Source organism: Bacillus sp. FSL L8-0193, from assembly GCF_037976065.1.
Lineage (GTDB): Bacteria > Bacillota > Bacilli > Bacillales > Bacillaceae > Bacillus > Bacillus paralicheniformis.
In genome coordinates this window covers 2,383,444-2,401,255 of the sequence record NZ_CP150261.1, presented here as the reverse complement: position 1 = coordinate 2,401,255, position 17,812 = coordinate 2,383,444, and the positions used below count along the sequence as shown (strand labels likewise).

Genomic DNA, 17,812 nt, shown 5'->3' with positions numbered 1-17,812 from the left:
AGAAGGGGGAAATCGCTTTGAAAATCGCCTTAATTGCCCATGACCGAAAAAAACAGGACATGATTCAGCTGACGACCGCTTATAAAGATATTTTAAAAAAGCACGAGCTGTTTGCGACAGGGACGACCGGTTTAAAAATCACCGAAGCGACAGGGCTGCCCGTCGTGCGTTTTCAATCGGGACCGCTTGGCGGAGACCAGCAGATCGGTGCTTTAATTGCGAAAAATGACATCGACCTTGTGATTTTTCTGAGAGACCCGCTGACGGCCCAGCCGCACGAACCTGATGTGTCAGCTCTTATCCGCTTGTCTGACGTTTATGCCATTCCGCTCGCCACCAATATGGGAACGGCGGAAATCTTGATCCGATCTGTCGAGGAAGGCGCGTTTGAATTCAGAAACATTGTCCACGGCGGGGATCGAGATGCTTGATATACTGGCTTTCGGCGCGCACAGCGATGATGTAGAAATCGGCATGGGAGGAACCATTGCCAAATATACTAAAAAAGGCTTTCAAATTGGCATCTGCGATTTAACCCAGGCTGAACTGTCTTCAAACGGAACAGTCGAAACGAGAAAAAGCGAAGCGGCGCAGGCGGCCGACATTCTCGGCGCCAGCGCGCGGATTTCCCTCACGCTGCCGGACAGGGGGCTGTTTCCCAGCCAGGAGGCGATCAGGGAAGCGGTTGCCGTCATTCGAAAACATAAGCCGAAGCTTGTCTTTGTCCCTTATCCGAAGGACCGGCATCCCGATCACGGGCATGCAGCGGAAATCGTCGAAGAAGCGGTCTTTTCCGCTGGAATACATAAATACGAAGATGCAGAAAAACAGCCGGCCCATAAAGTCCAAAACGTGTACTACTATATGATCAACGGTTTTCACAAACCCGAATTTGTCATCGACATTTCCGAAACGATCAATCAAAAAAAGGAAAGCCTTGCTGCTTATCAGAGCCAGTTCACCCGTTCCCGGCAGTCGGTTGAAACACCGTTGACGAACGGATATATTGAAACGGTCGAAGCAAGGGAAAAGCTTTTGGGAAAAGAGGTCGGCGTCGCATACGCGGAAGGGTTTTTTTCAAAGCGGACTCTTCTGTTAAACAACGATTTATTTGGGGGCGGATGATGAAACAGTTAAAAATCGGAATCACATGTTATCCGAGTGTCGGAGGATCAGGAATTATCGCTACCGAGCTCGGCAAGCTCCTTGCGGAAAAAGGACATGAAATTCATTTTATTACATCAAGTGTTCCGTACAGGCTCAATAAAGTGTATTCCAACATCTATTTTCACGAAGTCGAAGTCAATCAATATGCCGTGTTTAAGCACCCGCCGTATGATTTGGCTTTGGCCAGCAAAATGGCGGAGGTGGCGAAGCGGGAACAGCTTGATGTTCTGCATGCCCACTACGCGGTGCCTCACGCGATTTCCGCTTTTTTAGCGAAGCAAATGCTGAACGGAAACATTAAAACGGTCACAACGCTGCACGGCACAGATATAACCGTTCTCGGCTATGATCCGTCTTTAAAAGATCTGATCAAATTTGCGATCGAGTCGTCTGACCGCGTAACAGCGGTTTCTTCAGCTCTTGCCGCGCAAACGTACGATTTGATCAAACCGAACAAAAAAATCGAAACGATCTATAATTTTGTGGATGAGCGCGTGTATTTAAAAAAGCAGGAGCATCATTCGCTGAAAGAGCAGTACGGCATCGCCCCTGATGAAAAAGTGATCATCCACGTATCCAATTTCAGACAGGTGAAGCGCGTGCAGGACGTCATCCATGTCTTCAGCCGCATTGTCAAACGAATGAAGTCGAAGCTGATTCTCGTCGGCGACGGGCCGGAGATGACCGTGATCTGCCAGCTTGTCAGACAGCTCGGACTAAAAGATGATGTTCTTTTCCTGGGCAAACAGGACAGCGTAGAAGAGCTTTACGCCATCAGCGATTTAAAGCTGCTTTTGTCCGAGAAGGAAAGCTTCGGTTTAGTGCTGCTGGAGGCGATGGCCTGCGGCGTTCCGTGCATCGGCACCAATATCGGAGGTATTCCCGAGGTGATCAAAAACGGTAAATCCGGTTACTTGGTCGATGTAGGAGATATTGAAGGCGCAGCTCGTAAAGCGCTCCATTTGCTGACTGATGAAAGCCTGCAGCGCCAGTTTGCGGAAGCGGCGCTAGAAAGCATCAAGGAGCGCTTTTCTTCCAGTAAAATCATCGCGCAATATGAAGAAATTTATCAACAATTAACAGACGGGGAGTGTGACAATGGAGGATCTCTTTTTGAAGGCTCTTCCTCTCCTTCGTGAACTGAAAAAACACGGCCGGCAGGCCTACTTTGTAGGCGGATCTGTCAGGGATGCCCAAATGAACCGGGATATCGGTGATATTGACATCGCTACAGATGCATCCCCGGAAGAAATTGAAGCCATTTTTCCGAAAACCGTTGATGTCGGAAAGGAACACGGAACCATCATCGTCCTCTTTGAGGGAGAATCCTATGAGGTGACGACCTTTCGTGCAGAGCTTGAGTACGAGGATTACAGAAGGCCGAGCGGCGTTCAGTTTATCAAATCGCTGAAAGAAGACCTGAAGAGGCGGGACTTGACGATTAATGCTATGGCGATGGATGAACAGGGGAGACTGATCGACTATTTCGGCGGACTCCGCGACATCCGGGAAAAATTGATTCAAACGGTCGGCGACCCGGCGGAGCGTTTTCACGAAGATGCGCTACGCATGCTGCGGGCGCTCCGTTTTATGAGTCAGCTCGAGTTTGAGCTTTCTCCAAATACAAAAAAAGCGATTTGCGAAAACCGTCTGCTCTTGGCTCATATTTCTACAGAGCGGAAAACGGTTGAATTCGAAAAGCTTTTAAAAGGAAAAGCGGCGGACAGGGCTTTGGAAGCGGCGGCTGAAACAGGGCTTTACAAGGAGCTTCCGGGGCTGGACGGCAAAAAGGAGCGCGTTCTGGCTGCCCGTGCTTTTCCTTTTTACCAACTTCAAAAAAGAGCGGATATATGGGCGGCTTTCATTCACATGATATCACTCGATTCCGCTGAGGCTCACCGGTTTTTAAAAGGGTGGAAGCTTCCGGGGAAAGTCATAAAACAGGCGCTCCTGACGGCTGAACGAATCGATCAAAAATGGGATGCCGTCTCGATGTATGAGGCGGGGGAAGAGACGCTGCTGTCCGCTTCCGCCATCCGCAGCTTAAGGGACAAGCAGGCAATCGATGAAAAGCGGCTGGCTGAAATCAGACAGTCGTACCGCGCGCTTCCGATTAAAAGCCTGAAAGACCTGGCGGTGTCTGGAAGCGATTTGTTGAATTTCAGAAAGAAGCCGGCCGGGAAATGGGTGTCCGATGATTTGAAACGGATTGAGCGGGCCGTGTTAAGCGGGGAGCTTGCCAATCAAAAAAAAGCCATAGAGGAGTGGCTGGATTCATGCAGTCAAATTTAAGAAAGAAACTCATTCAATTGTTTACAGAGGCCGACGGCGAATTCATTTCAGGCCAGAAAATCAGCGAAGAGCTCGGATGCTCAAGGACCGCCGTTTGGAAGCATATCGAAGATCTGAGAAAATCGGGATATGAACTTGAAGCGGTCCGAAAGCTCGGCTATAAAATGATAAAAAAACCTGACAAAATCACCGAAGATGAAATCAGGCTCGGGTTAAAAACGAAAAAAATGGGACAGACCATCCATTTTCAGGATGTCGTCTCATCAACTCAAAAAATCGCCCATGAGCTAACAAACAACGGTGCGCCGGAAGGAACGATCATCGTTGCCGACAAGCAGACTGAAGGAAGGGGAAGAATGGCGAGAGCATGGCATTCCCCAGAAGGAAACGGCATTTGGATGAGCATCATTTTAAGACCTGAAATGCCCGTACAAAAAACGCCGCAGCTGACGCTTTTAGCCGCAGTCGCGATCGTTCAGGCAGTCGAAGAGCAAACCGGCATCGCAGCTGAAATCAAATGGCCGAACGATATTTTGATCAACCGCAAAAAAGTCGTCGGGATCTTAACCGAACTGCAGGCGGAAGCCGATCAGGTCCATTCTGTCATCGTCGGAATGGGGATCAACGTCAATCAGCTTGCTGGCGACTTTCCGGAAGAATTAAAAGAAACAGCGACAAGCCTTCGTCTCGCAAGCGGTGAAAAAATCGACAGAGCCGCTTTGATTCAAACGATAATGGCGACATTTGAAAAAAGGTATGAAGACTATCTCGCCTACGGTTTCGAGCCGATCAAGCTTTTATGGGAGAGCTACGCTTTGAGCCTGAACCGTGAATTGACGGCCAGGACGCTGAACGGAACGTTTCACGGCAAAGCGCTGGGAATAGACGAAGAAGGCGTCTTGATCCTGGAAACGAGTGACGGCATCAAAAAAATATACTCCGCCGATATCGATATAAATCCGTCATAGTTGGAAGGATCCATGCGTTTTTGGTATACTTCGGATGGGCAGTATCCTGTAGGAACTGCACCTGGAAAACATGCAACTGATAAAAAACAGTCTGCCTTGATCCAAAAAGGACTGGGACAGAGGGATGATTCTTGCCGAACACGGACGATTCGAAATCCTTCTTCTTGCCGGAAGGTTTTTTTGCTGTCCGAAAAGATGCACATGCAAGCACGGCAGCTCATCTCCTCTGAAAAAGAGGAGGAGAAAACATGAAGACAAAGATTGATTTTCTAAAAATGAAACAAGAGGGAGAGCCGATCGTCATGCTGACAGCCTACGATTACCCGGCGGCAAAGCTTGCCGAACAGGCCGGCGTCGATATGATTCTTGTCGGCGATTCGCTCGGCATGGTTGTGCTCGGCCTTGATTCGACCGTATCTGTGACGGTCGCTGATATGATCCACCATACAAAAGCCGTAAAACGCGGGGCAAAAGATACGTTTGTGGTGACGGATATGCCGTTTATGTCTTATCACTGCTCTTTGGAAAGCGCTCTGAATAATGCCGCGGCGATCGTTCAGGAAAGCGGAGCCGATGCTTTGAAGCTTGAAGGCGGCGACGGTGTATTTGAGACGATCACGGCTTTAACACGCGGCGGAATACCTGTTGTCAGCCATTTAGGCTTGACTCCTCAATCCGTCGGTGTCTTGGGAGGCTATAAAGTTCAGGGGAAAGATGAAGAAAGCGCCCGCAAGCTGATTGAAGACAGCAGGCGCTGTGAAGAAGCAGGCGCAATTGCGCTCGTTCTCGAATGCGTCCCGGCAGCGCTCGCTGAACAGATTTCAAAGGAGCTCACGATTCCTGTCATCGGCATTGGAGCAGGCCCTGGTACAGACGGACAAGTTCTCGTTTACCACGATGTTGTCGGACACGGAGTGAGCCGGACGCCTAAATTTGTAAAACAGTATGTGCAAATCGATCAGCCACTTGAACAAGCGCTTCGAGGATATGTTGAGGATGTCAGAAGCCGCGTGTTTCCTGAAGATGCTCATTCATTCCGTATCGATCAGCAAGTTCTTGAAGGATTATACGGAGGGAAATAAGCATGATTCAGATCCATACAGCAAAAGATATACAAAATGCAACGAAAAATTATCGCAAAGAAGGCAAAACGATCGGTTTTGTGCCGACAATGGGCTTCCTTCATGAAGGCCATATGTCGCTTGTGGAAAAAGCGCGAAAAGACAATGATATTGTCGTGATGAGCATTTTTGTCAATCCTATGCAGTTCGGTCCGGGTGAAGACTATGAAGCGTACCCGAGAGATATCGAAAGGGACCGGCAGCTTGCGGCTGACGGAGGAGTGGACATTTTGTTCACTCCTGAGCCTGAAGAAATGTACGGTCAGGAGTCGACGGTTACCGCAAGCGTGAAAAAGCGGACGGACGTCCTTTGCGGCCGTTCAAGGGAAGGTCATTTCGACGGTGTCGCAACAGTGCTCACAAAGCTGTTCAATCTCACCTTTCCGACAAGGGTTTATTTTGGCATGAAAGATGCGCAGCAGGTTGCCGTTGTCGACGGGCTGATCAACGACTTTTTCATGGATATTGAGCTGATCCCGGTTGAAACAAAACGGGAAGAAGACGGGCTTGCCAAAAGCTCAAGAAATGTCAACCTGCGAGCAGAAGAACGGCAGGAAGCACCCGCTCTCTATCAAGCCCTTCAGCGCGGCGCCGAGCTGATCCGTGATGGAGAGAGGGATGCGGAAGCTGTTAAGCGAGAGGTTCGGAGCATTCTTGAAAAAACGAGCGGTGTCATCGATTATGCGGAAATTTATTCATATCCCGATCTGGAGATCAGGGAGCCATTGACTGGAAAAGTCATCATAGCGGTTGCCGTTCAGTTTTCCAAAGCCCGCTTAATTGATAATATCATCGTCGATATCCCGGCAGATCAAAAGGAGGATTTATGATGTACCGTACGTTAATGAGCGCAAAACTTCACAGAGCGAGAGTGACGGAAGCCAATTTGAACTACGTCGGCAGCGTGACAATTGATGAAGATTTGCTGGATGCCGTCGGAATGATGGCAAATGAAAAAGTGCAAATTGTGAATAATAATAACGGGGCCCGGCTGGAAACGTACATCATTCCCGGTGAAAGGGGGAGCGGCGTCGTTTGTTTAAACGGAGCTGCCGCCCGCCTTGTTCAAGTGGGAGATGTCGTCATCATCGTTTCTTATGCCATGATGTCTGAAGAGGAAGCAAAGACCCATAAGCCGAAGGTTGCCGTTTTGAACGAGAGAAACGAAATCGAGGAAATGCTGGGTCAGGAGCCCGCCCGTACCATTCTGTAGCCCCCTTGCCTTTAGGGGGCTTTCATATCGTTTAGAAAGAGTAGAAGGCGAAGCTTTTTCCCCGCATCTTTCTAAAACGTGTTACACTTTTGTCGAAGGTATCGAAATTGAGGTGTCCATTGAATGAACAATCAACGATATGTGGTCATTGATGTGGAAACGACAGGGAATTCGCCGAAAAAAGGCGACAGAATCATTCAAATTGCAGCGGTTGTGATTGAAAATGGACAAATGACCGAACGTTTCTCCAAATATGTGAATCCCAATCAGCCGATTCCCGCTTTTATCGAGCAGCTGACGGGAATTTCGAATGAAATGGTTGAAAATGAAGAGCCATTTTCGGCGATTGCCGAAGATATTTTTGAGCTGCTTCAAGACAGCTGTTTTATCGCTCATAACATTCATTTTGATCTTGCTTTTGTAAAGTATGAGCTGCAGCAGGCCGGTTTTGGCGAGCTTGAATGCAGCGTTCTCGATACGGTGGAGCTTTCGAGAATCGTTTTTCCGGGTTTTGACGGCTATAAATTGACTGAGCTGAGCGAAGAGCTTCAGATTCGCCATGAAAACCCGCACAGGGCTGACAGCGATGCGGAAGTGACCGCTTTGATCTTTTTACATATGATGGACAGACTGAAAAGGCTGCCGATTTCGGTTTTGAAATCAATCAGACGTTTATCCTGGCATTTGATCAGTGACGCGCAGGAGCTTTTTGACGGCTTGATCGCTGAAAAAGGCGCCGATGCCGAACTTGATGCCGGCTTTATGAAGGTTGGTTCCTTTGTGATCAGGACCCCTGAAGACGAGGATGAAGAGGCCGGTCATAAGAGCCGGGTCCCGCAGGCAGAGCCGCTTATTTGGGAAAAAGACGGCGGACTTTCTTCATTGGACGACCGGTTTGACAAGAGAGAAGGACAGACGAAAATGATGCGGGAGGTCTGGACCGCTTTTCAAAATCATGAGCATGCTCTGATCGAAGCTGCCACTGGAATCGGAAAAACGCTCGGATATCTCGTGCCGGCTGCAATCCGCGCCAAGCAAACAGGCAAGCCGGTCGTGATCAGCACATATACGACATTGCTTCAGCAACAGATGATCAACCGTGATATCCCGCTTTTGGAAAAGATTTTTCCTTTCCCGGTCAAAGCCGCGGTTTTAAAGGGCCGCTCTCATTATTTATCCATTCGCAAGTTCAAGCATATTTTACAGGAAGATGATGACAATTATGATAGCGTCCTTGCAAAAGCGCAAATTCTCGTCTGGCTGACAGATACAGAAACGGGCGATTTATCGGAAATTAATCTTCCGTCAGGCGGAAAGCTTCTGTGGGACAGACTGGCATATGATTCGCATTCATATGCAGAAAACAGCACCCTAAGGAAACTGTGTTTTTATGAGAGAGCCAAAGCGCGGGCGCAGAAGGCTGATATGATCATTACCAATCATGCGCTTCTGTTGACTGACGAAGCCAATCAGCGAATTCATACCGGTGATGCCGATACGTTTGTTATTGATGAAGCCCATCACTTTGAACGCGCAGCGGGCGAGCAGTATGGGGCAAGAGCAGACTATGTCTTTCTCCATAAAAGGTTGATGCGGCTCGGCACCCTCAAACAAAGGGGGATTTTAAAAAAAGCCGAACGCCTCTACCGGTCAGCAGGCATTTCACCAGAATCTTTTTTCCAAATGGACGAATGGCTCGCTCAGCTTCTTGAAGAAAGCGATCTGTTCTTTACGGCTGTTCATTCTTTTGTCAAGCGGAGGAAACCAAGAAACGATCTCAACCGTCTCTTATATAAGATCGGCGAAATCGGTGAAAGCAGGGCATGGAACAGGCTTGAAGAAAGCGCGAGAAGACTGTGTTCCTTGCTGTATGACATGCACCGGCTGTTTTCGGATCAAAAGAAAAGCCTCGCTGAAAAACAGGCTTCCTTCACCAGCCGCCAGGCGTTTTTGTTAGAGGAATACGATTCATGCATGGACGACCTTGAAGAATATCGAAAGACGCTCGCCCGCTTGATGTTTGACCCTGTCGAAGATGAGGTCGTCTGGATTGAAATTGACGCGAAGGGCGCAAAAAACGCCGCGGCCATTTACGCTCAGCCGCTTGATACAAGCGAAATTCTGGCCGACCGGTTTTTCACCGAGAAAAAAAGCGTTGTGCTCACATCGGGGACGCTTGTCGTCGAGAACTCATTTGACTATATGATCAAAAAGCTCGGTTTAAGCGATTTCTATCCGAGGACCTTGCAAATCGAGGCGCCTTTTTCTTATGATAAGCATATGAACATCATGATTCCGACGGATGTCAGCACGATTCAAAACGATCCTGAAGACTATATTCGAGATGTCACGCGTTTCGTCAAGGCGCTTGCAAAACAGAAAAACGCCAAAGTGCTCGTCCTGTTTACGTCTCATGATATGCTGCGAGATGTCTACCATGCAATAAAACAAGAGGAAGATTTTCCTTGTCAGCTCCTTGCGCAGGGGATTTCCGGCGGAAGCCCCGTCAAGGTTATGAAATTGTTTAGATCGTATCCCCATGCGGTTCTTCTCGGAACGAACCATTTTTGGGAGGGCGTTGACTTTCCGGGTGACGAGCTGACGACGCTGGTCATCGCAAGGCTGCCGTTCAGGCCGCCAGACCACCCCGTTGAATCAGCCAAGTGTGACCGGGCAAAGAGAAGGGGAGAAAGCCCGTTTCAAGCGGTATCTCTGCCGGAAGCTGTCCTGGCATTCAGGCAGGGCATCGGCAGGCTGCTTCGCTCGGAGAAAGACAGCGGAACGGTCGTGATTCTCGACCGCCGCATCCGAACCTCTTCCTACGGTACGGTGTTTATGAAGGCTCTGCCCCCTGCAAAAGTCATGGAGCCTACATTCCTTGAGCTTGAAGCCTACATAGCCGGGAAAAACGGCTAAAAGCCGCATAAAGCGGCTCTTAAATGGTGTGGATTAAGGTTTTATTTTTTAGGCTGTTTATTTAAACGGTTATCCCGTTGTAACAACTAGTATGGCTTTAGGCACAGAGAGTATGAATTACAATTATTGTTTCGTTCGGAGGTATTTGAAAAATGGAAAACAAAATCGAAATTTTATCTACGGTAAGCGTCGAGCATTCAGAAGACCTGTATAAAATCGTCGACCTTTTGAACCGCACGCTCAAACGCGATGATCTCATGTTCGGCCTCGCTCTCGATGAAGAAGATCAAAAACAGGCCATTTTTACGATTTATCGTACTTAGGAGCAGAAAATGGGCAAAAAAACATTAATTTTCATACTGATATTTGGTATTATCTTTTTAACAGCACTTCTTGCGGGAGCGAATGTCTACCGTACGGCTATGGATCAGAAAGAAAGCGGCCACGAGCAGGCTGCCGAAACTGCCAAGCAGGAAGCAGGCTTAAAACAAGTTGACAGCGTGGAGACGTTTGTCGGCAAAGAAAAGCAGTACATTGTCACAGGGACGGACAAAAAAGGCGGCAAAATGTATGTTTGGGTGCCTGCTGACAAAAAGCAGAAAACGATTTACAAAAAAGCGGCAGACGGCATTACCGGCCGCCAGGCTTCAAAAGCGGTTCAGGATGAAGGCCTTGTGTCTGAGCTTAAAGAGGTGCACCTTGCAAGGGAAGGCAATGTTCTATTGTGGGAAGTTACATACTTAAATAAAGATGGGCAGTACAGTTTAAGCTATGTGGACTTTATAAACGGAAAAATTCACAAAAATATTACGCCTTAGACGAAACAGGGGGAAATCGAGTTGAATCTAGCTAAAAGAGTATCAGCGTTAACACCATCTGCAACACTGGCAATCACTGCAAAAGCAAAAGATTTAAAAGCGGCAGGGCACGACGTCATCGGTCTTGGGGCGGGTGAACCGGATTTTAATACGCCTGAGCACATCATTGAGGCGGCTGTCCGTTCGATGAATGAAGGACATACCAAATACACGCCTTCCGGAGGTCTTGCGGCGCTGAAAGACAGCATCCGCGAAAAATTCAAGCGCGATCAGGGAATCGAGTACCGCCAATCTGAAGTTATCGTGTGCACAGGTGCAAAGCATGCTCTTTACACCCTATTTCAAGTGCTCCTCGACGAAGGGGACGAAGTGATTATTCCGACTCCGTACTGGGTCAGCTATCCTGAACAAGTCAAGCTTGCAGGCGGCAAACCGGTATTTGTGGAAGGCCTTGAGGAAAACAGCTTCAAAATTTCTCCGGAGCAGCTTGAAAAAGCCGTCACGGAAAAAACGAAGGCTGTGATCATCAATTCCCCAAGCAATCCGACAGGCATGATGTATACGGAAGAAGAGCTGAAAGCGCTCGGTGAAGTATGCCTTCGCCGCAACATTCTAATCGTATCTGATGAAATATATGAAAAGCTGATTTACGGCGGAAAAAAACATGTATCCATCGCACAGCTTTCTCCAGAACTTAAAAATCAAACCGTAATCATCAACGGGGTTTCCAAGTCACACAGCATGACCGGCTGGAGAATCGGGTATGCGGCAGGCAGCGAACCGATCATTAAAGCGATGACGAACCTTGCCAGCCACAGCACGTCAAATCCGACATCTGTCGCACAATACGGAGCCATTGCCGCTTACAATGGACCAAACGAGCCTGTTGAAGAGATGAGAAAAGCTTTTGAAGACCGGCTGAACAAGGTGTATGAACTGCTTGTTGACATTCCGGGATTGACATGCCTGAAGCCTGAAGGGGCCTTCTACTTGTTCCCGAATGCAAAAAAAGCGGCAGAATCGTGCGGCTTTTCAAGCGTTGATGAATTCGCCGAAGCGCTTTTGGAAGAAGAAAAAGTTGCGATTGTTCCCGGTTCAGGGTTCGGCGCACCGGACAACATCCGTCTGTCGTATGCGACATCCTTGTCACTTTTGGAAGAAGCGGTCGCACGGATTCGCCGCTTTGTCGTGAATCGCAGCCGCTAGAAGCAGAAAGCGTCCGCAGCTGGACGCTTTTTGCATGCACGCAAGCTGCATTGACCTGATCGAATCAAAAAAGGTATAATATACGTTATGGACGTCAGAAAGAATGAGGGCTTGACCGAATTCTTTCGTGTTTTGGAGGGAAACGATAGTGAAAACAACAATAAACCAAGTGTACAAGCATGTTGGTGAAGAAGTAACAATCGGCGCTTGGATCGCCAACAAACGCTCAAGCGGCAAAATTGCGTTTTTGCAGCTTAGAGACGGGACAGGCTTTATCCAAGGAGTCGTCGTCAAAGCGGAAGTGGACGAAGAAACATTTCAAGCCGCTAAATCTGTCACACAGGAAACATCGCTATATGTAAAAGGCGTCGTCAAAGAAGACGAGCGTTCGCCACTCGGCTACGAGCTTGCTGTCACATCGCTTGAAGTCATCCATGAAGCAACAGATTATCCGATTACACCAAAAGAACACGGAACAGAATTTTTGATGGATCACAGACATTTGTGGCTCCGTTCAAAACGGCAGCACGCAACGATGAAAATCCGCAATGAAATCATTCGCGCTACATACGAATTTTTCAATAAGGAAGGCTTTGTTAAAGTCGATCCTCCGATTTTGACGGGAAGCGCACCTGAAGGAACGACAGAGCTTTTTGCGACAAAGTATTTTGACGAAGATGCCTACCTTTCGCAAAGCGGCCAGCTTTACATGGAAGCTGCTGCAATGGCTTTAGGAAAAGTCTTTTCATTCGGGCCGACTTTCAGAGCCGAGAAATCAAAAACAAAGCGCCATCTGATTGAATTCTGGATGATCGAACCGGAAATGGCGTTTGTCGAATTCAATGAAAATCTTGAAGTTCAAGAGAACTATGTCTCTTTTATCGTTCAAAGCGTGCTTGAAAACTGCAAAATTGAACTGAATACGCTCGGCAGAGACACTTCCAAACTGGAGCTTATCAAAGCGCCTTTTCCAAGAATCACGTATGATGAAGCGATTCAGTTCTTAAAAGAGAAAGGCTTTGACGATATTGAATGGGGCGATGATTTTGGCGCTCCTCACGAAACGGCGATTGCCGAAAGCTATGACAAGCCGGTATTTATTACACACTATCCGACATCATTAAAGCCGTTTTATATGCAGCCTGCCCCTGACAGGGAAGATGTCGTATTGTGCGCTGACTTGATTGCGCCTGAAGGCTACGGTGAGATTATCGGCGGATCTGAACGGATCCATGATCTTGAGCTTCTCGAAGCACGCCTGAAAGAGCACGGTTTAGAATCGGATGCTTATCAATGGTATGCAGAGCTGAGAAAATACGGATCAGTTCCGCATTCAGGATTCGGACTCGGACTCGAACGGACGGTTGCCTGGATCTGCGGCTCTCCGCACGTCCGCGAAACGATTCCGTTCCCAAGACTATTAAATCGCTTATATCCTTAAGAAAAAAGTCTCCTGATTCCAGGAGACTTTTTCACAGTCATCCATGATATACTGGAAGGTAAGAGGTGTATCGAATGAAAAAACAGCACTTTATTAAGATGCAGGAGATGGGATCTGTCACCATTCCGAATCTGCTTTTTTTAAACTATCGGGAGCTTGGCTTAAACGAGACAGAATTCATGCTGCTCTTAAACATTAAAATGCATGTTGAGAGAGGTTCATTTTTTCCGACCCCGGAGGAATTAAGCAAGACGATGTCGATTGAAACCGAACAATGTATGAACATGCTGAGAATGTTCATTCAAAAAGGCTTCATCTATATAGAAGAATGCGAAGACCAGAACGGCATTAAGTTTGAAAAGTATTCGCTCGAACCTCTCTGGGGCAAGCTGTTTGAGCATCTTGAAATGGACGAGCAGAAGCAACTCGCCGAACAGAATGAAGGCGAAGAGAAGAGCCTTTATACGATCTTTGAAGAAGAATTTGCGCGGCCGCTGTCTCCGCTGGAATGCGAGACGCTCAGCATCTGGCTTGACCAGGATCATCACGATGCACAGCTGATCAAACAAGCTCTCAAAGAAGCCGTCATATCAGGAAAACTAAATTTCCGCTACATTGACCGGATTTTGTTTGAGTGGAAGAAAAACGGCATTTCAACAGTCGAACAAGCCGCAAACTACAGCCAAAGATTCAGGCGGAAGACCGCTCCGCGGCAAAGTGAGCAAAAGGAGTATACAAGACAGGTTCCTTTTTACAATTGGCTTGAACAATAAAGTGAAAGGTGAAGACATGCTGACAAAAAAACAGATCGAGTTTTGTTTAGAAACAATCGGTGAAATGTTTCCGGATGCTGAATGCGAATTAGTCCATGACAATCCGTTTGAACTTGTCATCGCCGTCGCTTTATCGGCCCAGTGCACAGACGCGCTTGTCAATAAAGTGACGAAAACGCTTTTCAAAAAATATAAAAAGCCTGAAGATTATCTTGCCGTTCCGCTTGAAGAGCTGCAGCAAGATATCAAATCGATCGGCTTATACCGGAACAAAGCCAAAAATATTCAAAAGCTCTGCAAAATGCTGCTGGAAGAATACGGCGGTGAAGTGCCGAAAGACCGGGATGAGCTGGTGAAACTTCCGGGCGTCGGGAGAAAAACCGCCAATGTCGTCGTTTCCGTTGCATTCGGTGTTCCTGCCATTGCCGTCGACACCCATGTGGAAAGGGTTTCAAAAAGGCTCGGCATTTGCAGATGGAAGGATTCGGTAGCGGAAGTCGAAAAGACGCTGATGAAAAAAGTGCCTGAATCAGAGTGGTCCGTTACTCATCACCGACTGATCTTTTTCGGACGCTATCACTGCAAGGCGCAAAGGCCGAAATGTGAAGAATGCCCGTTGTTTTCTCTGTGCAGGGAAGGGCAAAAACGATATAAAAAAGGGCTGGTGAAGCTGCCGTGACAAGCGTTTCACTGTTGGACGAATACGAAAAAACGCTGCGGAAGAGAAGACTGGAATCCGGCGAAAGGCTTGACGTTCTTTCGGAAAATCCGCTCTGCTATGATTTTTTTCAGGACATAGAAGAGAACAAGCCGTGGGAGCATGCTGAAGAATGGGTCCCGCTTCTGTTTGCGGTTTGGGAGCGTACAAAAGAAAAGCTTCTGCCCGTCTTTAAAACGAGAAAGTCAAGGTGCAGCCAGGATGATATGCTGAACGGGGTGTGCTGCTTGATCGCAAGCCTCCACTGGACGATGAGGGAGCCCGTCAAAAGTCTCAACTGGGAGATCATCACCCGTAAGGATTTTGGAGCCAAGCCGATGAACTGGACGGAACGCCTCGAGTTTATCCTCCAGAAACCAACGCAGTATCATTGTTTTATTCAGCTTGACGAATTGTTTACGGAAATGAAAAAGCAATTTTATAAATATATTGCCATCAATCATAAAAAAGCCACTCACTAAACTGTGAGTGGCTTTTTAGATTAATGGGTGCCGGTTGATTGACCATTGGAATTTGTTTGTTGATCATCTGTGTTGCTGTCTTGATCCGGGTTTTTGTTTTTGTCTTTATTCTGATCTTTGTTTTGATCATCGGCGTCATCATCTTTTCTGCCGTCTGTATTTCCCGGATTTTGATTGTTTTGATCCGTATTGCCTGAATTTTGATCATCCGGCTGATTTGAGTTGCCGTTATTTTGTTTGTCTTTGTCCTGATCATCATCAGCATCAGCATCCTGCTTCTTCTCGTCATCCTCGTCTTTCTTTTCATCGTCCGCTTTTGACTCATCATCTTCAGCCGCGTTGACTTTAAGCGTCACAGAAGCAGGGTCGCTTTCGCCATCTTCAGTAACGGCCGTGACTTGGAATCTGTAGACGGATCCTTCTTTTGCATTCGGTATGACGGCTTCTTTCGCGCTGCTGCTTTGAATTTCGCTGTATCCGCCTCCGTCAACAGATTGTTTGACTTTAAAGGATACATCACCGTCTCCGGAATATGACCATGAAAGCTTGATGCTCTTTGATGCTTCATCATATTCTGCGCTCAAACCTGTCGGCTTGTCGGCATCTTCTTTTTCCTCATATTTTTTCGAAACGGTCGTCGGCTGTGTGCCTTTTACAAAGTACTCAGTGACTTTTTTATCGCTAGGCGTGTTGCTGCTGGCGAGCACCGGCGGGTTCGAGCCTTTTAAAACGGTCGCTTCAACGACGCTGTCAGGCTTTTCAAATGAGCCGCTGCCGTTGTCCACCTTGGCAATCAGTTTTTTGAACAGGAGCTTAGCGACTTGCTGTTCGTTTACGCTCAGCGAATTAAAGCCTTCTTTACCGGTCCAGACCGCTGCCGTATATTGCGGCGTATAGCCGACGAACCATGAATCCCTTGCTCCGTTTCGACTTATGCCGTGTTTTCTAATGTCGTCCTCGGTAAAGTTCGTCGTACCCGTTTTACCTGCTACAGTAACGCCATTGACTTGTGCGGCTGTTCCTGTTCCTCGCTGAACAGCGCTTTTCAGCATATCCGTTATCATAAATGCGGTATAATCGCTCATGGCTGCCTTTGATTCAGGCGTCAAATCAAGCTTTGTGCCGTCATTGAATTCCACCGCTGTAACGGTATGGGGCTCATTGTAGTAGCCGTTGTTCCCGAAGGCGCTGTACGCTCCGGCCATTTGCAGAGGCGACACACCGTTTCCGAAGCCGCCGATTGCGTAAGCTTCCACTAAATCATCTGAATTTATGTTAAGACCAAGGTTGCCTGCGAATTTTACAATATTGTCTTTTCCGGCTGCCTGGAATGCTTTCAAAGCTGGAACGTTTCGAGAATCGACAAGTGCCTCTCTCATCGATATCCAGCCTCTGTGTTTTCTGTCATAGTTGTTAATCGGATCTCCGGTTGAATATGTGTATGCTTCATCTTTAATCTGTTCATACGTCGACCATTTCTTGTTCTCAATGACAGGGCCGTAGTCAAGGATCGGCTTAATCGTTGAACCAGGCTGACGTTTCGTATCTACTGCATAGTTAAAGTCGCCTGCTTTCCGGTCGCGTCCGCCGCCGAGCGCGCGGATTTCTCCGGTTTTCGTATCGAGCAGGGTGAGGCCGGCCTGCATTTTTTCGGTATACTGAATAGAATCGCCGTCCATCAGCTCATCCACATAATCCTGTGCGTCTGTATCAATCGTCGTGTAAATCTTCAGTCCGTCCGTTCCCGGAGTGACGTTCGCTTTTTCTTTCACTTCGGCGACGGCCTGCTCGATAAACGCGCTGTATTTGTTGGACGTTGTTTTTGCGTACTCTTTCGGAGATACAAGGCCTTTTGTGACGGCTACTTTTTTCGCTTTGTTGTACTCTGCGTCAGAGATAAAGCCGTGTTTATTCATCAGGCTCAGCACGACATTGCGCCGTTTCTCGGCTTTTTCCGGATGTTTGATCGGGTTGTAGTTATTCGGGCTTTGCGGCATGCCGGCAAGCGTTGCGGCCTGCTCGACCGTTAAGTCGTTTAGATCTGTAACCCCGTAGAACTGCTCAGCCGCTTTTCCGACACCGTAGGCCTGCGGCGAGAAGTAAATCCGATTTAAATACATTTCAAGAATTTCGTCTTTTGAGTATTTTCTTTCCAGCTGGAAAGACAGCCAGACTTCCTGGACTTTCCGTTTCAGCGTTTTTTCATGTGACAGAAGGGAGTTTTTGACGACCTGCTGTGTGATCGTACTTCCGCCTTCAGAACCAAATCCGCCTTCGAAGTTTGCCAGAAGCGCTCCTCCGATCCGGATCGGGTCGACGCCGTGGTGGTCATAGAAACGGGCGTCTTCCGTTGCAAGAAATGCGTTTTTGACGGAATCCGGGATGTCTTTAATCGACACGTACGTCCGTTTTTCCGAACCGATTTCGGCGATTTCTTTTCCGTTTTTGTCATAGATGGTAGAAGAGTACGGTGTCTTCAGTTTTGCTTCATCAAGGGACGGCGAGTCCGCTACCATCACCGCAAAAGTGACGCCCCCGGCAATCAAGCCGATAACACCGATGATTAAAATGGATAAAAGAATTTTCTTAAACAATCCTGCTTTTTTCTTTTTCTTGGGTTTAGAATGAGTATTAGACCTGCTTTTGCCCTGCTGGGCTTTTCGCCGTTCCTGGCGGCTGTTAAATTGATCTGACATAACATCTCAACCTTTCGTAGTT

The 17,812-nt window shown here is 47.8% G+C and carries 17 protein-coding genes; 16 read left to right on the top strand and 1 reads right to left on the bottom strand.

The window, feature by feature from the left end:
• The first annotated feature begins 17 nt into the window (after nucleotides 1-17).
• The 16 genes from mgsA to MHH76_RS11920 all read left to right on the top strand — a co-directional run bounded on the left by mgsA (nucleotide 18) and on the right by MHH76_RS11920 (nucleotide 15,094).
• Nucleotides 18-431 carry a methylglyoxal synthase gene (gene mgsA, locus MHH76_RS11995; protein ID WP_020451936.1) on the top strand — a complete coding sequence of 138 codons (414 nt, stop codon included), beginning with the start codon at nucleotides 18-20 and terminating at the stop codon, nucleotides 429-431.
• Nucleotides 418-1,125 (top strand): bacillithiol biosynthesis deacetylase BshB1, encoded by a 708-nt coding sequence (bshB1, locus tag MHH76_RS11990; protein ID WP_023857431.1) that lies wholly within the window; start codon nucleotides 418-420, stop codon nucleotides 1,123-1,125. Before mgsA ends, bshB1 begins: the two co-directional genes overlap by 14 nt.
• Complete coding sequence (gene bshA / locus MHH76_RS11985) at nucleotides 1,125-2,306, top strand: N-acetyl-alpha-D-glucosaminyl L-malate synthase BshA (RefSeq protein ID WP_025811230.1); 1,182 nt, start codon at nucleotides 1,125-1,127, stop codon at nucleotides 2,304-2,306. The genes bshB1 and bshA overlap by 1 nt, the downstream gene beginning before the upstream one ends.
• Complete coding sequence (locus MHH76_RS11980; RefSeq protein ID WP_020451933.1) at nucleotides 2,266-3,459, top strand: CCA tRNA nucleotidyltransferase; 1,194 nt, start codon at nucleotides 2,266-2,268, stop codon at nucleotides 3,457-3,459. The genes bshA and MHH76_RS11980 overlap by 41 nt, the downstream gene beginning before the upstream one ends.
• Nucleotides 3,444-4,427: a bifunctional biotin--[acetyl-CoA-carboxylase] synthetase/biotin operon repressor gene (locus MHH76_RS11975; RefSeq protein WP_020451932.1), complete on the top strand. Its 984-nt coding sequence runs from the start codon at nucleotides 3,444-3,446 to the stop codon at nucleotides 4,425-4,427. The genes MHH76_RS11980 and MHH76_RS11975 overlap by 16 nt, the downstream gene beginning before the upstream one ends.
• Before the next feature lie 248 nt (nucleotides 4,428-4,675).
• Nucleotides 4,676-5,509: a 3-methyl-2-oxobutanoate hydroxymethyltransferase gene (panB, locus tag MHH76_RS11970; RefSeq protein WP_020451930.1), complete on the top strand. Its 834-nt coding sequence runs from the start codon at nucleotides 4,676-4,678 to the stop codon at nucleotides 5,507-5,509.
• A gap of 2 nt (nucleotides 5,510-5,511) precedes the next feature.
• Nucleotides 5,512-6,378, top strand: a complete 867-nt coding sequence (gene panC / locus MHH76_RS11965) for a pantoate--beta-alanine ligase (RefSeq protein ID WP_020451929.1) — start codon at nucleotides 5,512-5,514, stop codon at nucleotides 6,376-6,378.
• Nucleotides 6,378-6,761: an aspartate 1-decarboxylase gene (gene panD, locus MHH76_RS11960; RefSeq protein WP_003182918.1), complete on the top strand. Its 384-nt coding sequence runs from the start codon at nucleotides 6,378-6,380 to the stop codon at nucleotides 6,759-6,761. The genes panC and panD overlap by 1 nt, the downstream gene beginning before the upstream one ends.
• Before the next feature lie 123 nt (nucleotides 6,762-6,884).
• Nucleotides 6,885-9,677 (top strand): ATP-dependent DNA helicase DinG, encoded by a 2,793-nt coding sequence (gene dinG / locus MHH76_RS11955; protein WP_023857424.1) that lies wholly within the window; start codon nucleotides 6,885-6,887, stop codon nucleotides 9,675-9,677.
• 152 nt (nucleotides 9,678-9,829) lie between these two features.
• Nucleotides 9,830-10,000 (top strand): YpmA family protein, encoded by a 171-nt coding sequence (locus MHH76_RS11950; RefSeq protein WP_003182913.1) that lies wholly within the window; start codon nucleotides 9,830-9,832, stop codon nucleotides 9,998-10,000.
• Nucleotides 10,001-10,009: 9 nt separating this feature from the next.
• Nucleotides 10,010-10,495, top strand: coding sequence for a cell wall elongation/penicillin-binding protein regulator TseB (gene tseB, locus MHH76_RS11945; protein WP_020451926.1), 486 nt, complete (start codon nucleotides 10,010-10,012; stop codon nucleotides 10,493-10,495).
• A gap of 21 nt (nucleotides 10,496-10,516) precedes the next feature.
• Nucleotides 10,517-11,701: a pyridoxal phosphate-dependent aminotransferase gene (locus tag MHH76_RS11940; protein WP_023857423.1), complete on the top strand. Its 1,185-nt coding sequence runs from the start codon at nucleotides 10,517-10,519 to the stop codon at nucleotides 11,699-11,701.
• Nucleotides 11,702-11,849: 148 nt separating this feature from the next.
• Nucleotides 11,850-13,142, top strand: coding sequence for an asparagine--tRNA ligase (gene asnS / locus MHH76_RS11935; RefSeq protein ID WP_020451924.1), 1,293 nt, complete (start codon nucleotides 11,850-11,852; stop codon nucleotides 13,140-13,142).
• Nucleotides 13,143-13,216: 74 nt separating this feature from the next.
• Nucleotides 13,217-13,915, top strand: a complete 699-nt coding sequence (locus MHH76_RS11930) for a DnaD domain protein (RefSeq protein WP_020451923.1) — start codon at nucleotides 13,217-13,219, stop codon at nucleotides 13,913-13,915.
• A 16-nt stretch (nucleotides 13,916-13,931) separates the two neighbouring features.
• Entirely contained in the window at nucleotides 13,932-14,594 is a 663-nt protein-coding gene (gene nth, locus MHH76_RS11925) for an endonuclease III (protein WP_020451922.1), read from the top strand.
• A 35-nt stretch (nucleotides 14,595-14,629) separates the two neighbouring features.
• Nucleotides 14,630-15,094 (top strand): YpoC family protein, encoded by a 465-nt coding sequence (locus MHH76_RS11920; protein ID WP_044805006.1) that lies wholly within the window; start codon nucleotides 14,630-14,632, stop codon nucleotides 15,092-15,094.
• Nucleotides 15,095-15,114: 20 nt separating this feature from the next.
• On the opposite strand, the gene MHH76_RS11915 is transcribed toward MHH76_RS11920, so the two are convergent.
• Nucleotides 15,115-17,790 carry a PBP1A family penicillin-binding protein gene (locus MHH76_RS11915; RefSeq protein ID WP_059230688.1) on the bottom strand — a complete coding sequence of 892 codons (2,676 nt, stop codon included), beginning with the start codon at nucleotides 17,788-17,790 and terminating at the stop codon, nucleotides 15,115-15,117.
• Nucleotides 17,791-17,812 lie beyond the last annotated feature (22 nt).

What these genes read in the sequence shown, in the direction of transcription:
- dinG (WP_023857424.1), top strand. Translation starts at nt 6,885, where the DNA reads ATGAACAATCAACGATATGTGGTCATTGATGTGGAAACGACAGGGAAT.
- MHH76_RS11915 (WP_059230688.1), bottom strand. Translation starts at nt 17,790, where the DNA reads ATGTCAGATCAATTTAACAGCCGCCAGGAACGGCGAAAAGCCCAGCAG.
- panD (WP_003182918.1), top strand. Translation starts at nt 6,378, where the DNA reads ATGTACCGTACGTTAATGAGCGCAAAACTTCACAGAGCGAGAGTGACG.
- bshA (WP_025811230.1), top strand. Translation starts at nt 1,125, where the DNA reads ATGAAACAGTTAAAAATCGGAATCACATGTTATCCGAGTGTCGGAGGA.
- MHH76_RS11930 (WP_020451923.1), top strand. Translation starts at nt 13,217, where the DNA reads ATGAAAAAACAGCACTTTATTAAGATGCAGGAGATGGGATCTGTCACC.
- tseB (WP_020451926.1), top strand. Translation starts at nt 10,010, where the DNA reads ATGGGCAAAAAAACATTAATTTTCATACTGATATTTGGTATTATCTTT.
- MHH76_RS11950 (WP_003182913.1), top strand. Translation starts at nt 9,830, where the DNA reads ATGGAAAACAAAATCGAAATTTTATCTACGGTAAGCGTCGAGCATTCA.
- panC (WP_020451929.1), top strand. Translation starts at nt 5,512, where the DNA reads ATGATTCAGATCCATACAGCAAAAGATATACAAAATGCAACGAAAAAT.
- MHH76_RS11975 (WP_020451932.1), top strand. Translation starts at nt 3,444, where the DNA reads ATGCAGTCAAATTTAAGAAAGAAACTCATTCAATTGTTTACAGAGGCC.
- MHH76_RS11980 (WP_020451933.1), top strand. Translation starts at nt 2,266, where the DNA reads ATGGAGGATCTCTTTTTGAAGGCTCTTCCTCTCCTTCGTGAACTGAAA.
- nth (WP_020451922.1), top strand. Translation starts at nt 13,932, where the DNA reads ATGCTGACAAAAAAACAGATCGAGTTTTGTTTAGAAACAATCGGTGAA.
- panB (WP_020451930.1), top strand. Translation starts at nt 4,676, where the DNA reads ATGAAGACAAAGATTGATTTTCTAAAAATGAAACAAGAGGGAGAGCCG.